This window comes from Rhodocyclus gracilis, from assembly GCF_009617575.1.
Taxonomy (GTDB): Bacteria; Pseudomonadota; Gammaproteobacteria; order Burkholderiales; family Rhodocyclaceae; genus Rhodocyclus; species Rhodocyclus gracilis.
In genome coordinates this window covers 242,284-265,673 of the sequence record NZ_WIXJ01000003.1, presented here as the reverse complement: position 1 = coordinate 265,673, position 23,390 = coordinate 242,284, and the positions used below count along the sequence as shown (strand labels likewise).

General features: G+C 67.4%; 16 protein-coding genes. 12 read left to right on the top strand and 4 right to left on the bottom strand.

The window, feature by feature from the left end; translation table 11 throughout:
* The first annotated feature begins 7 nt into the window (after positions 1-7).
* The gene (mtgA, locus tag GHK24_RS07025; RefSeq protein WP_153471117.1) at positions 8-703 is read left to right on the top strand and encodes a monofunctional biosynthetic peptidoglycan transglycosylase; all 696 of its coding nucleotides are present in this window, start codon (positions 8-10) and stop codon (positions 701-703) included.
* Positions 704-812: 109 nt separating this feature from the next.
* Entirely contained in the window at positions 813-2,255 is a 1,443-nt protein-coding gene (gene mgtE / locus GHK24_RS07020) for a magnesium transporter (protein WP_153471114.1), read from the top strand.
* Positions 2,256-2,549: 294 nt separating this feature from the next.
* Here the strand turns inward: mgtE and GHK24_RS13615 are convergent, their stop codons facing one another.
* From GHK24_RS13615 to thiD, 4 genes are all read right to left on the bottom strand, one after another.
* Positions 2,550-2,933, bottom strand: a complete 384-nt coding sequence (locus GHK24_RS13615) for a hypothetical protein (RefSeq protein WP_228384578.1) — start codon at positions 2,931-2,933, stop codon at positions 2,550-2,552.
* Between the two features lie 91 nt (positions 2,934-3,024).
* Positions 3,025-4,311 carry a glutamate-1-semialdehyde 2,1-aminomutase gene (hemL, locus tag GHK24_RS07005; RefSeq protein ID WP_153471108.1) on the bottom strand — a complete coding sequence of 429 codons (1,287 nt, stop codon included), beginning with the start codon at positions 4,309-4,311 and terminating at the stop codon, positions 3,025-3,027.
* A 2-nt stretch (positions 4,312-4,313) separates the two neighbouring features.
* Positions 4,314-5,027 (bottom strand): thiamine phosphate synthase, encoded by a 714-nt coding sequence (thiE, locus tag GHK24_RS07000; RefSeq protein ID WP_153471105.1) that lies wholly within the window; start codon positions 5,025-5,027, stop codon positions 4,314-4,316.
* Positions 5,020-5,880, bottom strand: coding sequence for a bifunctional hydroxymethylpyrimidine kinase/phosphomethylpyrimidine kinase (gene thiD / locus GHK24_RS06995; protein WP_153471102.1), 861 nt, complete (start codon positions 5,878-5,880; stop codon positions 5,020-5,022). The genes thiE and thiD overlap by 8 nt, the downstream gene beginning before the upstream one ends.
* 358 nt (positions 5,881-6,238) lie before the next feature.
* Between thiD and GHK24_RS06990 the strand changes: the two genes are divergently transcribed.
* The 10 genes from GHK24_RS06990 (at position 6,239) to GHK24_RS06945 (ending at position 23,383) form a co-directional block, all read left to right on the top strand.
* Positions 6,239-6,634 carry a response regulator gene (locus GHK24_RS06990; RefSeq protein ID WP_228384577.1) on the top strand — a complete coding sequence of 132 codons (396 nt, stop codon included), beginning with the start codon at positions 6,239-6,241 and terminating at the stop codon, positions 6,632-6,634.
* 48 nt (positions 6,635-6,682) lie between these two features.
* Complete coding sequence (locus GHK24_RS06985; protein WP_153471099.1) at positions 6,683-7,045, top strand: response regulator; 363 nt, start codon at positions 6,683-6,685, stop codon at positions 7,043-7,045.
* A gap of 10 nt (positions 7,046-7,055) precedes the next feature.
* A complete protein-coding gene (locus GHK24_RS06980) occupies positions 7,056-7,565 on the top strand; it encodes a chemotaxis protein CheW (protein ID WP_153471096.1) in 510 nt (169 codons plus the stop codon).
* Between the two features lie 15 nt (positions 7,566-7,580).
* Positions 7,581-9,683, top strand: a complete 2,103-nt coding sequence (locus GHK24_RS06975) for a methyl-accepting chemotaxis protein (protein WP_153471093.1) — start codon at positions 7,581-7,583, stop codon at positions 9,681-9,683.
* Between the two features lie 35 nt (positions 9,684-9,718).
* On the top strand, positions 9,719-15,958 hold the full coding sequence (locus GHK24_RS06970; RefSeq protein ID WP_153471090.1) for a hybrid sensor histidine kinase/response regulator: 6,240 nt from the start codon (positions 9,719-9,721) through the stop codon (positions 15,956-15,958).
* A gap of 99 nt (positions 15,959-16,057) precedes the next feature.
* Positions 16,058-17,500 (top strand): pyruvate kinase, encoded by a 1,443-nt coding sequence (pyk, locus tag GHK24_RS06965; protein ID WP_153471087.1) that lies wholly within the window; start codon positions 16,058-16,060, stop codon positions 17,498-17,500.
* A gap of 129 nt (positions 17,501-17,629) precedes the next feature.
* Entirely contained in the window at positions 17,630-18,694 is a 1,065-nt protein-coding gene (fba, locus tag GHK24_RS06960; RefSeq protein WP_153471084.1) for a class II fructose-bisphosphate aldolase, read from the top strand.
* A gap of 58 nt (positions 18,695-18,752) precedes the next feature.
* Positions 18,753-20,069: a DUF3422 family protein gene (locus GHK24_RS06955; protein WP_153471080.1), complete on the top strand. Its 1,317-nt coding sequence runs from the start codon at positions 18,753-18,755 to the stop codon at positions 20,067-20,069.
* Positions 20,070-20,317: 248 nt separating this feature from the next.
* Complete coding sequence (locus GHK24_RS06950) at positions 20,318-21,256, top strand: phosphoribosylaminoimidazolesuccinocarboxamide synthase (protein ID WP_340666131.1); 939 nt, start codon at positions 20,318-20,320, stop codon at positions 21,254-21,256.
* Positions 21,257-21,271: 15 nt separating this feature from the next.
* Positions 21,272-23,383 (top strand): M3 family metallopeptidase, encoded by a 2,112-nt coding sequence (locus GHK24_RS06945; RefSeq protein ID WP_194286390.1) that lies wholly within the window; start codon positions 21,272-21,274, stop codon positions 23,381-23,383.
* The last annotated feature ends 7 nt before the right edge of the window (positions 23,384-23,390 follow it).

The window sequence follows — 23,390 nt, the reverse complement described above, 5'->3', positions numbered from 1 at the left end:
GAAAACCATGAAAACCTTTGGACTATGGGTGAAGCGCGCGGTACTCGGCGTGATCGCTCTCTTCGTGCTCTACCAGCTCTGGCTGTTCGGCCATGTGCTGTGGTGGGCCAACGCCAATCCGGGCATGACGCACTTCATGGAAATCCGGCTCGCCGAACTGCGCCAGAAAAAACCCGACGCCGAGTTGAAGCAGCAGTGGGTGAGCTTCGAGCGCATCTCGCCGAACCTCAAGCGCGCCATCATCGCCTCGGAAGATGCCCGCTTCGTCGATCACGAAGGCTTCGACTGGGACGGCATGCAAAAAGCGATGGAAAAGAACCAGCAAAAAGGCCGCATCGTCGCCGGCGGCTCGACCATCTCGCAGCAACTCGCCAAGAACCTCTTCCTCTCTCCCGCCAAGACACCCTGGCGCAAGGCCGAAGAAGCCGCCATCACGCTGATGCTCGAAAACCTCTGGAGCAAACGGCGCATCCTTGAGGTGTATCTCAACGTCATCGAATGGGGCGACGGCGTATTTGGCGCCGAAGCGGCCGCGCGGCACTACTACGGCGTCTCGGCGGCGCAACTCTCGCCCGAGCAGGCGGCGCGGCTGGCCGGCATGGTGCCCAACCCGCGCTTCTACGACCGCAATCGCGGCGCGCCGGGGCTCGCCAAAAAAACGGGGATCATCCTGACGCGCATGCCCTCGGCCGAACTACCATAGCGACCATGCAGCGCGGCCTTCAGCGCCGCGCAACGCCCGGAGCGGGCGGCGAGGCGGGGCGATGCCGGGGAGCGATGTTAGAATCGCGCTTCCCTTTGCGCAGCGCATCATGAGCGACGAACTCCACCACGCCGACGGCGACGAATTGCACGAGCACCTTAGCGCGGTGCAGACGCTGCTCGCCCGTCAAAAGCTGGTCGAGACGCTCGTGCACCGGCAGGAAATGCCGCGCCACGAGCTCGTCGAAGGATTGCTGCACAAGCAGCATCTGAGCGAACTGCGCGCACGCCTTGAGCGCATGCACCCGGCCGACATCGCCTACGTTCTCGAAGCCCTGCCGCTCGATGAACGGCTGATCGTCTGGGATCTCGTCAAAGCCGAGCGTGATGGCGACATCCTGCTCGAAGTCTCCGATGCCGTGCGCGAAAGCCTCATCGCGCACATGGATTCGCACGAACTCGTCGCCGCCGCCGAAAGCCTTGACGCCGACGAGCTCGCCGACCTCGCGCCCGACCTGCCGCACGAGGTCATCGAAGGCGTCTTCCAGTCGCTGTCGGTCGAAGAGCGCGAGCAGTTACGCGCAGCCATGTCTTACCCCGAGGAATCGGTCGGTTCGATCATGGACTTCGACATGGTCACGGTGCGCGAAGACGTCACGCTCGAAGTCGTCCTGCGCTACCTGCGCCTCTTCGACGAACTGCCCGACCACACCGACCAGCTCTTCGTCGTCGACCGCGACGAAAAGCTGAAGGGCGTGCTGCCCCTGAACCGCCTGCTCGTCTCCGACCCGGATACCGAAGTCGGCGCCGTCATGCTCACCGACTTCATCGACCTGCAACCGAGCGACGAAGCCGAAGAAGCGGCGCAGGCCTTCGAACGCTACGACCTCGTTTCCGCGCCGGTCGTCGACGCGCAGCACCGGCTGATCGGCCGCGTCACCGTCAATACCGTCGTCGACTTCATCCGCGAAGAAAGCGAAGCCGAACAACTGGCGCAGGCCGGCTTGAAAGAAGAGGAAGACATCTTCGCCTCGGTCTGGGACTCGGTGAAAAACCGCTGGGCCTGGCTGGCGATCAACCTCGTCACCGCCTTCGTCGCCTCGCGCGTCATCGGCGCCTTCGAGAACTCCATCGAAAAGCTCGTCGCGCTCGCCGCGCTGATGCCCATCGTCGCCGGCATCGGCGGCAACTCCGGCAATCAGACGATCACCATGATCGTCCGCGCCATTGCCATCGGACAGGTTCAGCCCGACGCCATTCGCCGCCTGCTCAGGAAGGAAATCAACGTCGCGCTGATCAACGGCATGATCTGGGGCGGACTCCTCGGCCTCGCCGCCTGGTGGATGTACGGCAGCGCCCCACTCGGCATGGTGATGACCGCCGCGATGACGCTCAACCTGCTGCTCGCCGCCATCGCCGGCGTCTCGATCCCGCTGCTGCGCGAACGCCTCGGCGCCGACCCGGCCGTCGGCGGCTCGGTGCTGATCACCGCCCTCACCGACTCGGGCGGCTTCTTCATCTTCCTCGGGCTGGCGACGCTGTTCTTGATGTAGTTCGGAGGGGCCGCTGTGCCGTGGTCCTGCTACGGTGTCTGCTCTTCGTCCACAGTGGCCGGCCGCATACTTCGAGCTACACGGCAGGATTAGCGAGGTGAGCAGACACTCAGATGTGCTCGGGAGTGTTAGGCAATTAACAATTCGCTCTAATACTGGTGGTTCTCGACTTGTACTGCTGCACTCTTCCGGCTAAAAAAGTTCCATTCGCATGCATTAGGTCAGAGAGATGACAACCACGGAAAGCCAGATCGAACTCGATCTGCTCGCCAAACTCGGCGACCTCAAATACGCCTACCGTCCAGACATCCGCGACCGCGCTGCGCTGGAAGCGAATTTCCGCGAGAAGTTCTTCTCGCGCACCAACCGCGTGCTCAACGACAGCAAGGCGAGCAGGCGCCGCCGGTCGTGCAGCAACTCGATTTCGAATTCGTGCTGTTCTACACCCACCACTTCAACATGCTGCGCACCATTCTGGAGAAAACGGCGAGCTTTCAGGAGTTGAGCGAGGCAGCAGTTGTCAACCATTGGATGACAACTGCCACCGATGGCAAGAACTACCGGGTGGCGCACTACAAGCTCGACGCCATCCTTGCCGTGGGCTACCGCCGTGCGTTCGCCGCGCGGGGTGCAGTTCCGCCGCTGGGCAAGCACGGTGCTGAAGGAGTACCTGCTCAAGGGCTCGCGATCAGACTTGATCCTGCCCCAGCACGCCCCATGAAAAACGGCGACCTTTCGGTCGCCGTTTTCGTTTGCGGCTACGCCGGACTTACCAGGCAGCAAACACCGCGTCGGCGGCCGCAATCGTCGCGTCGATGTCGGCGTCGGTGTGCGCGGCCGAAACGAAGCCGGCTTCGAAGGCCGACGGCGCAAAGTAGTGGCCGGCGTCGAGCATGGCGTGGAAGAAGCGGTTGAACGCTTCCTTGTCGCAGGCCATCACCGCGTCGTAGGTGGCCGGGCATTCCGGCGCGAAGTAGAGGCCGAACATGCCGCCGACCGACTGCGCCGAGAAGACGACGCCGTGCTTCTTCGCCGCGGCAACGAGGCCGTCGGTGAGGCGCTTGGTGCGTGCGGTGAGCGTCTCGTAGAAGCCCGGCGCGCGCGTCAGCTTGAGCGTCGCCAGACCGGCGGCGACGGCCACCGGGTTGCCGGAGAGCGTGCCGGCCTGATAGACCGGGCCGAGCGGCGCGATCTTTTCCATGATTTCGCGCTTGCCGCCAAAGGCGCCGACCGGCAGACCGCCGCCGATCACCTTGCCCAGCGTAACGAGGTCGGCGTCGATGCCAAAGAGACCCTGCGCGCCCTGCGGGCCGACGCGGAAGCCGGTCATCACTTCGTCGAAAATCAGCACCGAGCCGTTCTTCTTCGTCAGCTCGCGCATTGCCTTCAGGAATTCGGGCTTCGGCGCGATCAGGTTCATGTTGCCGACGACGGCTTCGACGATCACCACGGCGATCTTGTCGCCATGCTCGGCGAAAGCCGCTTCCAGCGCGGCGACGTCGTTGTACGGCAGCACCAGCGTGTGCTTGGCGAGATCCGCCGGGACGCCAGCCGAATCCGGGTTGCCGAAGGTGAGCAGACCAGAGCCGGCCTTGACCAGCAGACTGTCGGAGTGGCCGTGGTAGCAGCCTTCGAACTTCACCAGCAGGTCGCGCCCGGTGTAGCCGCGCGCCAGACGGATCGCGCTCATCGTCGCTTCGGTGCCGGAGCTGACCAGACGCACCATGTCGAGCATCGGCAGGAGATCGCAGAGCAGATCGGCCATGTCGAGCTCCATCTCGGTCGGCGCGCCGAAGGAGAGGCTCTTCGCGGCCGTCTCGTTCACGGCGGCGAGCACTTCCGGATGGGCGTGGCCGGCGATCAGCGGGCCCCACGAGCAGACGTAGTCGAGATAGGTCTTGCCGTCGACGTCAGTCACGCGCGGCCCCTTGCCCTCGACGAAGAAGCGCGGCGCACCGCCCACCGAACGGAAGGCGCGAACCGGCGAATTGACGCCGCCAGGAATGTGGCGCTGAGCGCGGGCGAAAAGCTGGTCGTTGCGGGAGGGGGTGCTCATTCTCAGTTTTCCTCAAAGAGACGTTGAAAAGCAGCAGCGCGCGCGCGAATGGCGGACGCCGCAAAAGAAAAATCTTCCGAATCATATGGTTCGACCGCAACCACTCCGTCAGCGCGAACGGCAGCGGGTGTCGCCGGCACAAACAGATCGCTGATCACGGCCAGCAGTTGTGCGCCAGCAGCGATCACCGGCGCGGCGTTGGCAAGCGTAATTCCGCCGATGGCGCAGCACGGCACCGACAACTCGGCGCGCGCACGGGTAAAGAGCGCCAGATCGGCACGCGCCGCCAGCGGCTTGGTCGGCGAACCGTAGACGGCGCCGAACGCCACATAATCGGCGCCCGCCGCCTGCGCCGCCTGGGCGCGCGCAAAGTCGGCATAACACGAGGCGCCAAGCAGACTGCCGGCCGGCAAGGCCAGCCGCGCCGCCGCGAGATCACCGTCGTCGCCGCCCAGATGCACGCCGTCGGCGGCCACCGCGAGCGCCATCGCAACATCGTCGTTGACGATGAAACGCGCGTCATAGCGACGGCACAGCGCCGCGAGCGCGTGCCCCAGGCGTGCGCGCCGCGCGGCGTCCGACGATTTATCGCGCAGCTGCAAAAACTGCGCGCCACCGGCCAGCGCGGCCTCGGCGTACGCCAAGAGCGGCGCTTCCGGCAGGCCATCCGGAGTGATCGCGTACAAGCCTCGCCACTGCCGCACCGACTCAGGCATGGTCGTCCGTGGCGGCGGGCGATACCCTGCCGCGCTGCGCATAGAAGCGGTCGGGGATGAACTGGCCCATGCCGGGGCGGAAACCCGCCGCCAGCGTCTGCCAGGTAAACGACTGCGCAACCCGCACGGCTTCTTCGATCGGCAAGCCGCGCGCCAGAGCGGCCGCAATCGCCGAGGCCAGCGTGCAGCCCGAGCCGTGATAGACGCCGGGCAAGCGCGGCCAGGTGTCCCGGCGCAGATAGCCGGTCGCGCCGTAGAGCGTATTGACGACCTCGGCGGTGTTTTCGTGCGTGCCCGTAATCAGCACATAGCGGCAACCGCAGCCAACGAGACGGGCGGCGCAGTCGCTCAACGACGGCTCGCCGGCATCCGGCAACGGCGGCTCGTCTTCGTCGTCGAGAAGACGACGCGCCTCGAGGCTATTCGGCGTCAGCACGGTCGTCAGCGGCAGCAGAAGCTCGCGCAGGGCGCCGATGCCGTCCTCATCGGCGAGTTCGTCTCCGCGGCCAGAGGCCAGCACCGGATCGAGCACGACCGGAATATCCGGATAGTCGGCGATGATGCCGGCGATGGCGGCGATGTTCTCGACGCCGCCGGTGACGCCAATCTTGAAGGCCGCCACGGGCATATCGGCGAGCAGGGTGCGCGCCTGTTCCTCGACCCAATCGGCGTCGATCGGCAAGACGCCATCGACGCCCATCGAATCCTGAACGGTGATCGCCGTCAGCACCGACAGCGGATGGCAGCCATTCGCCGCCAGCGTCAGCAGATCGGCTTGCACGCCGGCGCCGCCCGTCGGATCACTGGCGGCAAAGCTGAGAACGATGGGCGGAGGGGCGGAATGTTGATCCATGCGCAGAGCCAAAAGCCGCCAACGGCCAAGGCTGGAAAAGGGCAAAACAGGCGCCAGACGGCGACGCCGGCAAGGCGGAGAAAACGCACCGACGGCGCCGGCGGCGTCCGCGCGGGTAGCAACACCGCAGCGAAGGCGCCGCAAGGGCATCGGACCAGCGCGGATTCTAACCGAAAAGCCCGGCCCGCCGCCCGCCGGGGAAGCTCGGCGCTGCCGACAATCCGGTATGATGAGGACGGAAGCACAGCCTGCGCCACGGCCCGGCGCGGCAGGAGCCGCCGCCGCTGCGACAACGCGGCGCCCACCTCGTGCGCAGAGCAGACCACCACATCACCGGCGGCCGACAGGGAGGCAGCAATTGACGGCAAGCACGACGCCGCAGAGCGTCAGGATTCTGGTTATCGACGATAGCGCGACCATCCGGCGCAGCGCCGAGCTGTTTCTCGGCGAGGCCGGCCATGAGGTACTCCTCGCCGACGACGGCTTCGCCGCGCTGGCCGTTATCGCCGAACACTCGCCTGATCTCATTTTCTGCGACATCACGATGCCCCGCCTCGACGGCTACCAGACCTGCGCGCTGATCAAGAGCAACCCGCGCTATCAGGCGACGCCGGTCGTCATGCTGACGGCCAAGGACAGCCTTTTCGACCGCACGCGTGGCCGCCTTTGCGGCGCCAGCGAACACCTGACCAAACCCTTCAGCCGCGAAGCCCTGCTGGCCTGCGTCGACGCTCTGGCGTCTGTGCCGGCCTGACGCGGACAGCACGACTGCCTGTTTTTTGACGAATCGGGAGCTTATCGAATGACTGTCAAAAAAATCCTCATCGTCGACGACTCGCCGACCGAACGCCATTTCCTCCAGGAAGTCCTCAACGGCGCTGGCTACGAGGTGCTGATCGCCGAAAGTGGCGAAGAAGGCATCGACACGACGCGCCGCGAGATGCCCGATCTGGTGCTGATGGATGTCGTGATGCCCGGCCTCAATGGCTATCAGGCCACGCGCACGCTCGCCCGCGACGAACAGACGCGGCACATCCCGATTTTCGTGTGCACCACCAAGGGCCAGGAAACCGACAAGATCTGGGGGCTGCGCCAGGGCGCGGTGGATTACCTCGTCAAACCCATCGATGGCGACGAACTGCTCGCCCGCATCGCTGCCCTCTGACCGCCGCCGCATGCCGCACCGGACTCGCCTTACCGACACCCAGGAACTGCCGCCTCCCCGCTCGCCCGAGGACGGCGGCGTAGCGGCTGCCACCCTGCTCGGCTTTCAGGCGGGCGAGGAACGCTGGCTGACGCCGCTGACCGACGCCGGCGAGATCGTCTCGACACCACCGCTGGCGCGCGCGCCGCTCACCTGCCCGTGGTTCGCCGGCCTCGCCAACGTACGCGGAACGCTCTACGCAGTCAGCGATTTCGCGCTGTTTCGCGGCGGCGAGGCGACCCCGCACAACAGTCACGCCCGACTGCTCCTCATCGGCGCCCGCCACGGCGTCAATGCCGCCCTGCTCGTCAGCCGCCTGATCGGCCTGCGCAAACCGGAGGCACTGCACGCCAACGTCCCGACCGTCGACGCCCCCGTCTGGGCAGCGCAATCTTTCCGCGACGACGACGGCCACGACTGGCGCTGCCTCGACGTTGCGGGCCTGCTCGCCGACCCGCGCTTTCTGGAGATCGGCGCCTGAACGGCGTCCATCCGTATGGCTACTCGCCCCGCCCCCGGCGCCACAACCTCCGGCACGAAGCCCTTCTCCGGCACGATGGTGCTGTTTGGCCAGCTGCCGGTCATGCAGCAGCTGAAGATTCTCGGCGGCGTGCTGCTGCTCGCCATGCTCGGCATCGCCGGCATCGTCTATCACGACAACCGCGAAGCCAGCTACGGCGCCACCTACATCGCCGCCTCCGGCGAAATGCGCATGCTCTCGCAGCGCCTCGCCAAAGCCTCGAATCAGGCCCTGCAAGGCGACGTCACGGCCTTCCGCCAGCTGCGCGATTCGCGCGACGCCTTCGCCCAGCGCCTCGACACCCTGCGCCAAGGCGGCCAGATCAATGGCCGCACCGTCCCGCGCTCTCCGGAGAGCGCGCAAGAGCCGCTGCAACGGCTGGCCGGCGAATGGGCCAAAACGGGCCGCAATGCGGAACAATTGCTCGACATGGAGAAAAACCTCGTCTCGCTCGGCAGCGACGTGGCGCTCATCAACAGCAAGAACCTGCAACTGCTCGAACTCGCCGAACAAGTCGCGGCGCTCAAGCTGCAAACCGGCAGCAGCCCGCGCGAGATCGCCGCCGCCAACGAAATGGTCATGCTGACGCAACGCATCGCCAAAAACGCCAACGCGCTGGAAGTCAGCGACATCATCGACCCGGAAGTCGCCTTCCTGCTCGGCAAAGACGTCAACACCTTCCGCGACCTCATCGCCGCCCTGCAAAAAGGCAACGCCGCGCAACACATCGGCGCCAGCCACGACGCCGACACACAGCAAAAGCTCACGCAACTGGAAAGCGCCTTCAAGGAATATCAGCAATCGGTCGGCGGCATCCTCGGCGGCATGCAGCGGCTGGTGCAGGCCAAACAGGCCGGCGCCCGCATCTTCCGTGACAGCGAAACCCTGCTCGACGCCACCGACCAGCTGACACTCGCCTATCAGGGCAACCTCGCCGAACGCGCCGCCTACGCCGCCGCGCTCGCCGTCCTCGTCCTCATCGCCATCGGCGCGCTGGGGCTGATGGCCAAGGTCTACCTCGACGACGCCCGCCACAACGCCGAAGAAGCCGAGCGCAGCCGGCAGGCGTCGGAAGCGGCCAACCGGCAAACGCAGGAAGCCATCCTGCGCCTGATGAACGAGCTGGGAAATCTCGCCGACGGCGACCTCACCGTCACGGCGACGGTGTCCGAAGAAATCACCGGCGCCATCGCCGATTCGATCAACTACGCCATCGAAGAACTGCGCGTCCTCGTCCGGCGCATCAACGACGCCGCCGAGCGCGTCACGCACACCACCGGCATCGCCCACCAGACCTCCGGCGAACTCCTCGCCGCCGCGCAACGGCAAGCGCTGAAGATCCAGAGCGCCGGCAGCTCGGCGCTGGCCATGGCGCAATCGATGACGGCTGTCTCCGGCGAAGCCGGCCTCGCCGCGCATGTCGCCCGCCAGTCGCTCACCGCCGCCGGCAAAGGCACGCTCGCCGTGCACGACTCGATCAAGGGCATGAACGAAATCCGCGGCCAGATTCAGGAAACCGCCAAGCGCATCAAGCGTCTGGGCGAATCCTCACAGGAGATCGGCGAAATCGTCGAACTCATTTCCGACATCACCGAGCAGACCAACGTCCTCGCGCTCAACGCCGCCATTCAGGCCGCCTCGGCGGGCGAAGCCGGACGCGGCTTCACCATCGTCGCCGAAGAAGTGCAGCGGCTGGCCGAACGCTCCGCCGCCGCCACGCAACAGATCGCCGCCATCGTCAAAACCATCCAGACCGACACGCACGCAGCGGTCTGCGCCATGGAAGAATCGACGCAAGGCGTCGTCGCCGGCGCCAAACGCTCCGACGCTGCCGGGCAGGCTCTCAGCGAGATCGGCGAAGTGTCGCGCACCCTCGCCGACCTGATCGAAAACATCTCCAGCGCCACCGAGCAGCAAGCCGGCTCGGCCAGCGGTGTCGCCGACAAGATGCAGGACATTCTCACCATTACCGAACAAACCACTGCCGGCACCCAGCGCACTGCCCTCGCCGTCGGCGAACTGGCTACGCTGGCGAGCGAACTGAAAGGTTCTGTCGCCGGCTTCAAAATCAAGGCATGAACGGCAACACAGCGACCAGCGGAGACGCGCCTGAGATGAACGCAGCCACCGGAATGAACGCCGCCGCCGAAGTCATCGGAGCCATCGGAGCCACCGGAAATCCCCCCGGCCCGCTTCTCCCGGTCAGCCGCGAGATCGAACGCGCCCTCGCCCTCACCGGCGAAGCGCTGGCGCAATTCGCCGACTGCGGCGAAGCCATGCCCTTCGGCGCCAGCACCTTGCCGGGCGCGAGTGAAGCGTTCCCGCTCGCCGCCGCTGAAGCCTCGCCACGCGCATCGCTGAACACCGCCCGCGTCACGCCCTCGCGGGGTACGCATGCCGAGCGAGCCGCAACGCCGCTCGCCGTCTGCCGTCAGCAGCTGGCGCAGGTGCGCGGCGCCTTCCAGCTGGCCGGCGACGACGGGCTCGCCCTGCTCTGCGCAGCGCTCGCCGACCTGATCGACGACGCTGGCCGACGCCCCGACACGACGCACCATGTCGCGCTGGCGCAACGCGCGCTTGACCGCCTCGGCGACGCGCTGACCGACCGTCTGGCCGGACTTCCCGCCGAAGGGCTGCACCTGCTGCCGCTGCTACGCGAGTTGCAGCGCGCCGCTGGCCGCCCGCTCGCCGCGCCCGGCGCGCTGTTTTTCCCTGACCTGTCGCGCCCGCTGCCGCCGCGCGCCGCCCCCAGCCTCACCGCCGCCCAGCAGCAACTCGTCCTGCGCCGCGAACTGCCGCGCTTCCAGCGTGGCCTGCTCGCCTTCCTGCGCAGTCCGAACAAAGACGAGGGAATCGCCGACGGCATCGCCGACATGCGCAACGCCGTCGAGCGCATCGACACCGCCAAAAACGCCGAAGGCCACATCTTCTGGCGGATCGCCGCCGCCTTTCTCGGCGCACTGGCCGAACGCGCCCTGCCCAGCGACTGCGACGTCACCCCGCTGCTGGCACGCCTCGACCTGCAAATCCGCCGCGTTCAGGAAGGCACGCCCGGCATCGCCCTCGCCCTCACGCGCGACCTCCTCTACGCACTGGCCCGCTCCGGCCGTGGCAACGAAGCGGTGCGCGAGATACAGGACGCCTTCGCGCTCCCCTCCTTGATCCCCGGCCTGCGGATCGTCGCCGCGGCGCCGGGCGCCGCGCCGGAGGCCATCAAGGCCGCCGCGAGCGGGGAGGAGAGCGACGCCGCGCAACCGCAAGCGGCGACCCCAGCACCTTCTCAGTCGGCAGCCGAACCCACACTCCCAGCGCCGGCCACCGGCGCCTCGCTGCCGGAGCCAGACAACGACGCGCCGGTGGCCGGCACCGCCACAACGGAGTTCGCCAGTCACGACGCAACCGACGCGGCGCCCGCCCCTACGCCGGAAGAGCAGCCCGACCCCCCGAACGGCACACCCGATGCGGCATCTGACACAACGCCCGACGAGCACCGCCGCGCCGTAGCGCATCTTGGCGCCGCCGCCCGCGCCAGCGAAGTCGCCTGGCTGGAATGCTGGTGCGGCGAAGCCTCACTGCCACGCTTTCGCCGCCACGCCGCGCGGCTCGCGGCCGCCGCCGACGCCCTTGGCAATACCGACTGCCGCCGCCTGACGCAATGCATCGTCGCCGCCGGCAACTGGATTGCCGATCCGGCCACGGCACTCGACGACACGCTCGCCCGCGAAGTCGCCTGCGCCATCCTGCTGCTGCAACGCGCGCCCGCCCTGCTGCCGGCGCCCGGCGCCGACTTCCTGCACGAAGTCGACCTGACCGTCGCGCGCGTTCACGCCTGCTTCGCCGGCAACCCACCGACGAGCGCCGCAGAGTTGCCGGCACTGCAAACGCTCGCCGACTACGCCCAGCAGCGCCGGCGTGCCCGCCAGCAGACGGGCGCCATCCGCAACGCGCTCGAGTGCATCGAACAAACACTCGACACCCTTGCCCAAGCGCCGCAGCGCTACCGCGAACTGTCGGCGCTGCCGCCCGCCCTGCGCGCCCTCGCTGACACCTTCGCCGGTCCGGCGCTCGCCGACACCGGCGACGCGCTGCGCCACTGCGCCCGCCGCATCGGCGAACTCGCCGACGCCGGGAGTGCGCCAGCAAATGACGACTTCCTGCCGCTCGCCGAAGCGCTGACGCGCATTGCGCAGCTCATCGAGGCACAGAGCCACGCGCCCACCCACACCTCTGTTGCCCCTGATATCGCCGACCCCGTCCGCGCCGCGCAGCTCTGGGCGCAGAGCGTCGAACACGGACTCGAACGCGACAAGCGCCTCGCCCAGGCCGCCCTGCAAAACCATCGCGCAGACCCCGCCGACGAGGCACGACGTGACGCCCTGCGCCAGCACCTGAGCAGCCTGCAAAACACCGCCGAACTCGTCGGCGACACGGCGCTGCGCGAACGCGCACGTAGCGCGCTGCTCGCTCTCATCGCCGACGACGCCACCGACGGCGCCGACCGCCGCCGCTCGCCCATCGACCCGACCCTCGATCTGCGCCACGCGTCGACGCGCCGCCCCGCGCCACCGGACGCCAACTGGCTGGGTGTATTCATCGAAGAAGCGCACGAAATGCTCTTCGCCATCGCTGAAAGCCGCGCCCGTCTGGCCAGCGGCCTGCGCGGCGGCGAAGCGCTCGCCGCCCTGCGCCGCGCCTTGCACACCCTGAAGGGCAGCGCTTACATGGTTGGCCTGCGCGCCTTCGGCGACACCGCGCGCGCCCTCGAACACACGGCCAAGGACTGGCAACCCCGCGCCAGCGACGCGCCGCCGGCGCTCACCGATCTCTTCGCCGAAGCCGAGCGTCTGCTATCGGCCTGGGTGGAACATCTCGCCAGCGGCAGCGGCGACGCCCCCGACCCGAGCGCCCTGCTGGCGCAAGCCGCCGCCCTGCGCGCTGCGGCCGCCAACGTCGACGCCAGCCGCGGTGCCGACGTCATCGAACTCGGCCGCTTCCGCCCGCCCCGCCCGCCACTCGACGGGACTCGTGAGGATGCGCCCGATGCTGCGACGGAAGAGACAGGCGAGGATGCCGCCGACGCCAGCGAGGGGCATACCCCGCCCGACGCCGATCCCGACGTGTCTCCGGAATCGCAGGCTGCCCTGCCAGCCCAGTCCGAACCGGCGCCACCCACCGACACCGCCCAGGAAACGCCAGAAACGCCGCCCCTGCGCCGGCAGCAGATCAAGGTGTCCTCCTCGCTCTGGCAAATCTTTCTCGACGAAGCGCAGGTCCACCTCGACACGCTCGAGCGCGAACTCGCGCAACTCACGGCGACGCCGGCAGCGCCGACCTCCGCCGCCTTCCACCGCGCCGCCCACACGCTCGGCAGCATTGCCGGCACCGTCGGGCTGCAGGCCGTCAACGCGCTCGGCGTTGCCCTCGAACATGCCTTGCAACGCCGCCGCCACACGCCGCAACCGGCGGCGAGCGAGGCGCTCACCGTACTGCGCGCAGCCATCGACGCCCTCGGCCACATGCTCGCCGCCACGGCCGCACATCGCCTGCCCGACGCCGCGCCGGCGCTCGTCGCCACGCTCGAAGCCATCTACCCGGCCAGCGCCGACGCCCTCGCCGCCGATGCCGTTGCCGAGTTCACGGCCGAGCCCGTCGACGCGCCGCCCACAACGCCTGCCTGCGCCGCCCCGCCCGACATGGCTGGCGCCTTGCCGCCTCCAGCGGCCGACACGCAGCCGGTGGCCCCGCCGCCGACTGCATCGGCCGCGTCATCCGTCTCGCCACACTCCGCCGCCGCGCCGCGCCAGCGAGAAATCCTCGCCCGCCAGCTCGGTCACGACGTCGTCAGCGCACTCGACGAACTCCTGTACGGCGCCAGCGCAGAGCCGTCGCCGAGCGCGGCGAGTGCGGTCAACGGAACGAGCGGAACGCACACGGCCGACACAAGCGCCGCCCCGCCCACCGCCTCCGCAATCTCATCCGCCCCGACCACGCCCACCGCGCCCGCGACGGCCGGCGAATGCACGCTCGGCGACGAACTCGACGAACAGCTCCTGCCGATCTTCCTCGAAGAAGCGAGCGATCTCGAACACCGCATCGAGGCGGCCCTGCGCGCCTGCCGCGAAGACCTCGCCAATGGGGAGGCGGCACGCGCCCTGGCGCGGCTGCTGCACACCTTGAAGGGCAGCGCCCGCATGGCCGGCGCCATGCGGCTCGGCGACATCACGCACGCCATCGAAACGCGCGTCGAAGCACTGGCGCACAGCACACCGGCCGACGGTACGGCCAGCGACGCCATCGACGCCATCGAAAGCGCCGTCGATGCCGTGCTCGAAGAAATCGACAGCCTGCGCGCGGGCGGCGCAATGCCGCCTGAGACCAGCACCGCCGCCCTGGCAGACGTCGACGCGCCCCCTGCTGCCAGCGCTCGCCCGGACGCCTCCGCCAACGAACGCCGCCTCGCCGACCGCGAACGGCGCGACAGTCCGAGCGCCAGCGACGACGATGCCCTGACGCAACGCAGCACGCTGCGCGTGCGCGCCGACCTCGTCGACCGCTTGGTCAACGAGGCCGGCGAACTGTCGATCGCCCGCGCGCGCATCGGCGACGAAGTGCGCGCCCTCAAGGACACCTTGCTCGAACTGACCGACAACGTGCTGCGCCTGCGCCGGCAATTGCACGACGTCGACCTGCAGGCGGAAACGCAGATGACCGCGCACAGCGCGCCGCCAGCGACGGCGACTGAAGCGGCGGACACCTTCGACCCGCTCGAATTCGACCGTTTCACCCGCTTCCAGGAACTCACGCGCATGATGGCCGAGTCGGTCGACGACGTCGCCACCATCCAGCAGCAACTCCTGCAGCACGTCGACGCCGCCGACACGGCGCTGGTCGCGCAGACGCGCCTAAGCCGCGCACTGCAACAGGAACTGCTCGATGTCCGCAAAGCGCCCTTTGGCAGCATCGCCGACCGGCTCTACCGCATCGTCCGGCAGACCGCCAAAGACACCGGCAAGCGCGCCAACCTCGATCTGCACGGCAGCCGCATCGATATCGACCGTGGCGTGCTCGACCGCCTCGCCGCGCCGCTCGAACACCTGCTGCGCAACGCCGTGGTGCACGGCATCGAAGCGCGCGAAGAACGCCGCGCCAAGGGCAAGAGCGAAATCGGCGAGATCGCGCTGACGCTGCAACAGACCGGCAACGAGCTCATCCTGACGCTGAGCGACGACGGCGGCGGTCTCGATTTCGCCCGCATCCGCGCCCATGCGCGGGAGGCCGGCCTGCTCGACGACGACGCCAGCGCTGCCACCGCCCCGGATAGCGAGCGCAAGGCGCGCCTCGTCGAACTCATTTTTGCCCCCGGTTTCTCCACCGCCGAGCTGTCGCAAGTCGCCGGCCGCGGCGTCGGTCTGGATGTCGTCAAAACCGAAATCGCCCAACTGGGCGGCCGCATCGAAGTCGATCCCGCGCCCACGCAAGGCACCACCTTCCGTCTGACCGTACCGCTGACGCTGGCGCTCATGCAGGCGCTGCTGGTCGACGTCGGCGGCGCCACCTACGCGATTCCCTCAACGATGATCGAGCAGGCACTGGATCTCAAAGCCCCGGCACTGGCGCCGCTGCGCGAGAGCGGCGCAGGCGAGTGGCAGGGACAGCGCTACCCCTTCAGAACGCTCGGCCAGCTGCTCGGCGAAAACGTCCCGGAAACCCCGCCGGCACACGCCTGGGTGCTGCTGCTCAAGAGCGGCGCACAGCGCCTTGCCATCGAAGTCGAAGCCCTGCGCGGCGCGCAGGAAATCGTCGTCAAGAACGTCGGCCCGCAACTGTCGCGCGTCGGCGGCATCGACGCCGCTACCGTCCTTGGCGACGGTAAGATCGTCCTCATCGTAAACCCGGTGGCGCTCGCCGCGCGCCCGCTGAGCGCGCCACCGCCGGCGCCACACGAAACGCCAGTAAACAGCGCTGCGACGGTGCCGACGCTGATGGTCGTCGACGACTCGCTGACCGTGCGCAAAGTCACGGGCCGCCTTCTGGAACGCGAGGGCTACCGCGTCCTCACCGCCCGCGACGGCGTCGACGCCCTCGAACAACTGCGGCAAACGCGGCCCGCCGCCCTGCTCGTCGACATCGAGATGCCGCGCATGGACGGCTTCGACCTGACGCGCGCCATCCGCGCCGACACACGCCTGAAAGATGTGCCGATCATCATGATCACCTCGCGCACCGCCGAAAAACACCGCCAGTACGCCGCCTCGCTGGGCGTCGACCGCTACTTCGGCAAGCCTTATCAGGAGACTGAACTGCTGGCGAGCGTTGCCGCGCTGGTGCGCGATGGGCGCAATCACCTCGCCTGACGCCGCCGCAAGCGGCGACCGGATCGCGTTAGAATCGGCCCCTTAGTCCTTGCCGCCGGCAGTGCCGGCTGCGTCACGCAGTTACCCAGTGGAGAAGCCATGCCCCGGCATACCAAGATCGTCGCCACCCTCGGCCCCGCCTCCAGCGACGCCGACGTCCTCGAGCAAATGATTCTGGCCGGCGTCGATGTTGTCCGCCTCAATTTCTCGCACGGCAAAGCCTCCGATCACGTCGCCCGCGCGGAAGCCGTCCGCGCCGTCGCCGCGCGTGCCGGGCGCCCGATCGGCATCCTGGCCGACCTGCAAGGGCCGAAGATCCGTGTCGGCAAGTTCGCCGGCGGCCGTGTCACGCTCGAACCCGGGCAAGCCTTCATCCTCGACGCCCGTTGTGAACTCGGCGACAACACGCGCGCCGGTCTCGACTACAAGGACCTGCCGCGCGACGTTTCGCCGGGCAGCGTGCTCCTGCTCGACGATGGCCGCATCACGCTGAACGTGGTGCGGGTCGTCGGCCCGGAAATCCATACCGTCGTCCAGCACGGCGGCGACCTCTCCGACAACAAGGGCATCAACCGGCAGGGCGGCGGACTCTCCGCCCCGGCGCTGACGCCGAAGGACATGGACGACATCCGTACGGCAGCGGCGCTCAACGCCGACTTCCTCGCCATTTCCTTCCCGAAGAGCGCCGCCGACATGTACATGGCGCGCCAGCTGATGGCGGCGGCCGGCGTCCACGCCCTGCTCATCGCCAAGATCGAGCGTGTCGAAGCCGTTGCCGCGCTCGATGAAATCCTCGACGCCTCCGACGGCGTCATGGTCGCGCGCGGCGATCTGGCCGTCGAAGTCGGCGACGCCGCCGTGCCGGCCTTGCAAAAGCGCATGATCCGGCTCGCCCGCGAGAAGAACAAACTGGCGATTACGGCGACGCAGATGATGGAGTCGATGATCTCCTCGCCGACGCCGACGCGTGCCGAAGTCTCCGATGTCGCCAACGCCGTGCTCGACGGCACCGACGCCGTGATGCTGTCGGCCGAGACCGCCGCCGGCAAATATCCGGTGAAAACGGTCGAATCGATGGCACGCATCTGTCTCGAAGCCGAAAAATCCGCCGAAGTCGTGCTCGACCGCGAATTCCTCAACCGCGTGTTTACGCGCATCGACCAGTCGATCGCCATGGCCGCGCTGTTTACCGCCGACCACCTCAAGGTCAAGGCCGTGGCGGCGCTGACGCAGTCGGGCTCGACGGCCTTGTGGATGAGCCGCCTCAATTGCGGCGTGCCGATTTATGCCCTGACGCCGGAAACGCCGTCGCTGACGAAGATGGCGCTCTACCGCGCCGTCTTCCCGCTGCACATGGAACAACAGCACACCGACCGCGACCTCCTGCTGCAAGAAGCCGAAGAGCGCCTGATCGAAGCCGGCGTGGTGACGCCGGGCGACCTCATCGTCATCACTATCGGCGAACCGATCGGCACACAGGGCGGCACCAACACGCTGAAGATCCTGCGCGTCGGCGAATCCCGCCTGCCCGGCACCTTCTGACGACGCCCGCCGCCAGCGGCGGCGGCGCTTCGCGGTAGAATGCGGACAGTGCCCGGCCCCGGCGCCGGGCGTGCCGCTGACATTCCCTTACCCGATTTCCAACACTCTCGCGATCCACAGGAGACAAGCATGCCGATCGTATCGATGCGCCAACTGCTCGACCATGCCGCTGAACATGGCTATGGCCTGCCGGCTTTCAACGTGAACAACATGGAGCAGGTGTGGGCGATCATGGAAGCCGCCGCGCACGTCGACGCGCCGGTAATCATGCAAGCCTCCGCCGGCGCCCGCAAATACGCCGGCGAAGCCTTCCTGCGCCACCAGATTCTCGCTGCGCTCGAAGCCTACCCCGAGATTCCGGTCGTCATGCACCAGGACCACGGCCAATCGCCGGCGGTCTGCATGGCGGCGATCAAATCCGGCTTCTCGTCGGTGATGATGGACGGATCCCTGCACGCCGACGGCAAGACGGTCGCCACCTACGACTACAACGTCGAAGTGACGCAGAAGGTCGTCGAGTTCTCGCACTCGATCGGCGTCTCCGTCGAAGGCGAACTGGGCGTGCTCGGCTCGCTGGAAACGATGAAGGGCGACAAGGAAGACGGCCACGGCGCCGACGGTCACATGACGCGCGAGCAGCTGCTCACCGACCCGGATCAGGCCGCCGACTTCGTCCGCGCCACGCAGTGCGACGCGCTCGCCATCGCCATCGGCACCAGCCACGGCGCCTACAAGTTCACCAAGAAGCCGACGGGCGACATCCTCGCCATCGAGCGCATCAAGGAAATCCACGCCCGCATCCCGAACACGCACCTCGTCATGCACGGCTCCTCGTCGGTGCCGCAGGAACTGCTCGCCGAAATCCGCGAATTCGGTGGCGACATGAAGGAAACCTACGGCGTGCCAGTCGAAGAAATCGTCATCGGCATCAAGAACGGCGTGCGCAAGATCAACATCGACACCGACATCCGTCTCGCCATGACGGGCGCCGTGCGTCGCTATCTGGTGGAAAACCCCTCCAAGTTCGACCCGCGCGACTTCCTCAAGCCCGCCCGCGAAGCCGCCAAGAAGGTCTGCGTCGCCCGCTACGAAGCCTTCGGCTGTGCCGGCCAGGGCAGCCGGATCAAGGCGATCTCGCTGGAAAAAATGGCGGAACGCTACAAAAAGGGCGAACTTGACCAGATCGTTCGCTGACACAGCCATGACGCGCGCCGTCAGCCGACGGCGCGCATGCCATTGAGCGGGAGATCGCATGCTTGCCAGCTTTGAATTTGAAGAGCATCCGTTGCGACAGCGGCTGAATCAGGAATTCCACGCCCGTCCGCCGATCCCGCTGGCGGTGCCGACCCTGGTCTCGCATCTCGCCTTCAAACACGAAGGCAACTCGGTCGCCGACGAGCGCGAGCACCTCTCGCGCCTGTGCAATGACGGCGTCTGCCGCTTCCTCGAAAACTCCGACACGCACCTCGTGCTCGAAGCCGAGAAGTTCACGCTGCGCTGGGAATTGCACACCGAGTTCTCCAGTTACACCTTCTCGCACCCGCTGGCGCCCGGCGAAGCCGGCGACGGCTCGGGAACCGCCGCCACGGCCCTGCAATCGCTGCTGCCGGAATGGCTGGCGGCGATCCCCGGCAAACTGATCGTCGCCACCCACGTCGAGCTGCGCTCGGCGCGCGAAATCACGCCGGAAGCCGCCATGGCCGCCTACTCGGCCAGCTCGCGGCAAGTCGCGGCGTCACTGGTCTCGGGCGGTTCGGCCTGGGTGTTTTCGGATTTCATGTTCGACGAAGGATTCACTCGCTTTCTCGTCATCGACATTTCGCTGACCGAGCGTCAGGCCGGGCGAACCGTGCAGCGGCTCGTCGAAATCGAGACCTACCGCATCATGGCGCTGCTCGGCCTACCGGTCGCGAAGCAGGTCGGTCGCTGGCTGCCGGACGCCGAAAAGCGCCTCGCCGCGATGATGTCGGGCATCGTCGACACGCAAAACTCCGACGACGAGCGCGAAGTGCTCGCCGAGCTGTCGCGGCTGGCCGCCGAAGTCGAAGACTCGGTGGCGCGCACCACCTACCGCTTTGGCGCCTCGCACGCCTATCACAGCTTCGTGAACCAGCGGATCGAGGAGTTGCGCGAAGTGCGCGTCCCGGGCTTCCCGATCTTCTCCGAATTCATGCAGCGGCGGCTGTTGCCGGCGATGAACACCTGCGACGCCATGGCGCGCCGGCAGGAAGACCTCTCCGGCCGCGTCGTGCGCAGCAGCCAGCTCCTGCGCACGCGCGTCGACATCGAACTCGAACGGCAGAATCAGGCCTTGCTGGCGCAGATGAACAATCGCGCCCGTCTGCAATTGCGCCTGCAGGAAACCGTCGAAGGCCTGTCCGTGGTGGCGATCACCTACTACGGCTCGCAGCTGGTGAAAAACCTTTCGGCCGGCGTCGCCGCGATCATTCCGGAGCTGTCGCCAGAAGTGGCCGCGGCGCTGTCGGTGCCGCTGATCGCCACCTTCTCGCTCATCGGCATCCGCAAAATGCGTCAGCAACTCGCGCGCGAGGAAGGCGAAGAGAGCTGACGTCGCCCGTATAATTGCCTCCGGACAGTGGCCCTCCCGTTTTGCCGACGCGTCTGCCGGCCCGTAGCCGCCGAGGTGGCGCACTCGCGCCCTGGCGAGCCAAGAGGCCGCACGACGTCCCCTCCGTGTTCCTGCGCCGCCAATTTCGCTTGAGTTCGTTCAATCTCGTTCATTGACCGCCTCTATTTTTCCGCCCCCCTTTCGCCCTTTTCTCTTTTTTCTCCTCTTTCCCTGACCGGACCATCATCGTGAGCCAAGCCCTATTTGAATCCCGCATCGACAGCCTGCCGCTGATTGCCCGCGGCAAAGTGCGCGACATCTACGCCGTCGGCGACGACTCGCTCCTCGTCGTTACCAGCGACCGCCTCTCCGCCTTCGACGTCATCCTGCCCAACCCGATTCCGGGCAAAGGCAAGGTGCTCACGCAGCTGTCGAACTTCTGGTTCGGCAAGCTCGGCCACATCCTGCCCGGACAGCTGACCGGCATCGCCCCGGAAGACGTCGTCGCCCCCGCCGAGCGCGATCAGGTGACGGGCCGCGCGCTCGTCGTCAAACGCCTGCGCCCCCTGCCGATCGAAGCCGTCGTGCGCGGCTACCTGATCGGTTCCGGCTGGAAGGATTACCAGTCGACCGGCGCCGTCTGCGGCGTCGCCCTGCCCAAGGGGCTGCCGCTGGCGGCCAAGCTGCCGAGCCCGATTTTCACGCCGGCGACCAAGGCCGAGATCGGCGAACACGACGAGAACATCTCCTTCGAAGCCTCGAAAACGCACTGCGCGACGATCCTCGCCGACGCGCTGGCCGGCACCGGCAAAGACGGCGCGCAGCTCGCCGGCGAAGCGCGCGACGCCGCGCTGGCGCTCTACAGCGAAGCCGCCGATTACGCGCGTTCGCGCGGCATCATCATCGCCGATACCAAGTTCGAGTTCGGTATTGACGCAACCGGCACACTGCACCTGATCGACGAAGCGCTGACGCCCGACTCCTCGCGCTTCTGGCCGGCGGATGCCTGGCACGAAGGCGCGAATCCGCCGTCCTACGACAAGCAGTACGTGCGCGACTACCTGGAAACGCTCGACTGGAACAAGCAGGCGCCCGGCCCGAGCCTGCCCGGCAACGTCGTCGAACGCACCCGCGCCAAGTACGTCGAGGCCTTCGAAACCCTCACGGGCCGCCCCTTCGCTGACTGAAAGCCGATACCCGCAATGACCGACATCCCCACGCCCGCTTCGTCCTCGCCGCGCCCGGCCAGCGCCAACGCTCTGCTCGACAGCTCGGGCCTGCCGCGTTTCGACGCGATTGCGCCGAGCGACGTTGCCCCCGCCATCGGTGAGCTGCTGACGCGTTCGCGGGCGCTGGTGGCCCGTCTGACGGCCGCCGACGCGGCGCCCGCCAGCTGGGAGAACTTCGCGCAACCGCTCGCTGACGGCATCGAAGAGCTGTCGCGGGCCTGGGGCATCGTCGGTCATCTGCACTCGGTGAACGACGTTCCCGAGTGGCGCGAGGCGTACAACGCCATGCTGCCGGAGGTCTCGCGCTTTTTTGCCGAACTGGGGCAAAACCTCGCCCTCTTCGCCGGCTACACGACCCTCCGCGACAGCGCCGCCTTCGCCCGGCTCAACGCCGCGCAGCAACGTATCGTCAGCAACGAGATCCGCGATTTTCGTCTCTCCGGCGCCGAACTGCCGGACGCCGACAAGCCCCGCTTCCAGGCCATTCAGGAAGAGCTCGCCAGCCTGGCGGCGAAATTCTCCGAGAACGTGCTCGACGCAACCAACGCCTTCGCCGAGATCGTCACCGATCCAGCCGAGCTTGCCGGTCTGCCCGCCGACGTCGTCGACGCGGCGCGTGCGGCGGCCGGCGACAGCGCCAGCGACGCCTGGAAATTCACGCTGCACATGCCGTCCTACCTGCCGGTATTGCAGTACGCCGACAGCCGCCGCCTGCGCCAGTCACTGTATCGCGGCCACGCCACGCGCGCCTCGGAATTCGGCCCGACCGAACTCGACAACACGCCGCTGATCCGCCGCATCCTCGAACTGCGTCAGGAAGAAGCCCGCCTCCTCGGCTTTGCCAACTACGCCGAAGTCTCGCTGGCGCCGAAGATGGCCGAATCGACCGAGCAAGTCGCCGCCTTCCTGCGTGATCTGGCGAGCAAGGCACGCCCCTTCGCCGAGCGCGATCTGGCGGAGCTGAAAGAGTTCGCCGCCCGCGAACTCGGCCTCTCCGAGCTGGAGCCATGGGATGTCGCCTACGCCTCGGAAAAACTCCGCGAACAGCGTTATTCCTTCTCCGAACAGGAAGTGAAGCAGTACCTCACCGAACCGCGCGTCATCGCCGGCCTCTTTGGCGTCATCGAAAAGCTGTTTGCGGTGCGCGTGCGCCCGGACACGGCGCCGGTATGGCATGAGGACGTACGCTTTTTCCGCATCGAAACGCCGGCCGGCGAACTCGTCGGCCAGTTCTATCTCGACCTCTACGCGCGCGAAACCAAGCGCGGCGGCGCCTGGATGGACGAAGCGATCACGCGGCGGCGCATCGCCGGGGGCATCCAGACGCCCGTCGCCTATCTCAACTGCAACTTCCCGCGCCCGGTCGGCGAAAAGGACGGTCAGGCAAAGCCCGCCACCTTCAGCCACGACGACGTAATCACGCTTTTCCACGAGACCGGGCATGGCCTGCATCACCTGCTGACGCGGGTCGAAGAGCTTGGCGTCTCGGGCATCCACGGCGTCGAATGGGATGCCGTCGAACTGCCGTCGCAGTTCATGGAAAACTACTGCTGGGAGTGGGACGTCGTGCGCGGCATGAGCGCGCATGTCGACAACGGCGAAGCCCTGCCGCGCGCGCTCTTCGAGCGCATGCTGGCGGCGCGGAATTTCCAGAGCGGGCTGCAAACGGTACGGCAGATCGAATTTTCGCTGTTCGATCTGCTGCTGCACTGCGCGTACGACCCGGTTGCCGATGCCGCCAAGGGGCGCGGCCTCTACGACGTGCTCGCCGAGGTGCGGCGCGAGGTGTCGGTGCTCATCCCGCCCGCGTGGCATCGCTTCCCGAACAGCTTTTCGCACATCTTCGCCGGCGGCTACGCGGCCGGCTACTTCAGCTACAAGTGGGCGGAAGTGCTCTCGGCCGACTGCTACGCCGCCTTCGAGGAAGCCGGCGATCCCTTCGATGCGCGCACCGGCAGCCGCTTCCTCGACGAAATCCTCTCGGTCGGCGGCTCGCGCCCGGCGCTCGACTCCTTCCGCGCCTTCCGTGGCCGCGACCCGGCGGTCGACGCGCTGCTGCGCCACAGCGGCATGATCGCTGCCTGAGTCTGCC

Bases quoted from the DNA above. Each gene is read 5' to 3' on its own strand.
- mtgA (WP_153471117.1), top strand. From the start codon at position 8: ATGAAAACCTTTGGACTATGGGTGAAGCGCGCGGTACTCGGCGTGATC.
- mgtE (WP_153471114.1), top strand. From the start codon at position 813: ATGAGCGACGAACTCCACCACGCCGACGGCGACGAATTGCACGAGCAC.
- hemL (WP_153471108.1), bottom strand. From the start codon at position 4,311: ATGAGCACCCCCTCCCGCAACGACCAGCTTTTCGCCCGCGCTCAGCGC.
- thiE (WP_153471105.1), bottom strand. From the start codon at position 5,027: ATGCCTGAGTCGGTGCGGCAGTGGCGAGGCTTGTACGCGATCACTCCG.
- thiD (WP_153471102.1), bottom strand. From the start codon at position 5,880: ATGGATCAACATTCCGCCCCTCCGCCCATCGTTCTCAGCTTTGCCGCC.
- GHK24_RS06985 (WP_153471099.1), top strand. From the start codon at position 6,683: ATGACTGTCAAAAAAATCCTCATCGTCGACGACTCGCCGACCGAACGC.
- GHK24_RS06980 (WP_153471096.1), top strand. From the start codon at position 7,056: ATGCCGCACCGGACTCGCCTTACCGACACCCAGGAACTGCCGCCTCCC.
- GHK24_RS06975 (WP_153471093.1), top strand. From the start codon at position 7,581: ATGGCTACTCGCCCCGCCCCCGGCGCCACAACCTCCGGCACGAAGCCC.
- GHK24_RS06970 (WP_153471090.1), top strand. From the start codon at position 9,719: ATGAACGCAGCCACCGGAATGAACGCCGCCGCCGAAGTCATCGGAGCC.
- pyk (WP_153471087.1), top strand. From the start codon at position 16,058: ATGCCCCGGCATACCAAGATCGTCGCCACCCTCGGCCCCGCCTCCAGC.
- fba (WP_153471084.1), top strand. From the start codon at position 17,630: ATGCCGATCGTATCGATGCGCCAACTGCTCGACCATGCCGCTGAACAT.
- GHK24_RS06955 (WP_153471080.1), top strand. From the start codon at position 18,753: ATGCTTGCCAGCTTTGAATTTGAAGAGCATCCGTTGCGACAGCGGCTG.
- GHK24_RS06945 (WP_194286390.1), top strand. From the start codon at position 21,272: ATGACCGACATCCCCACGCCCGCTTCGTCCTCGCCGCGCCCGGCCAGC.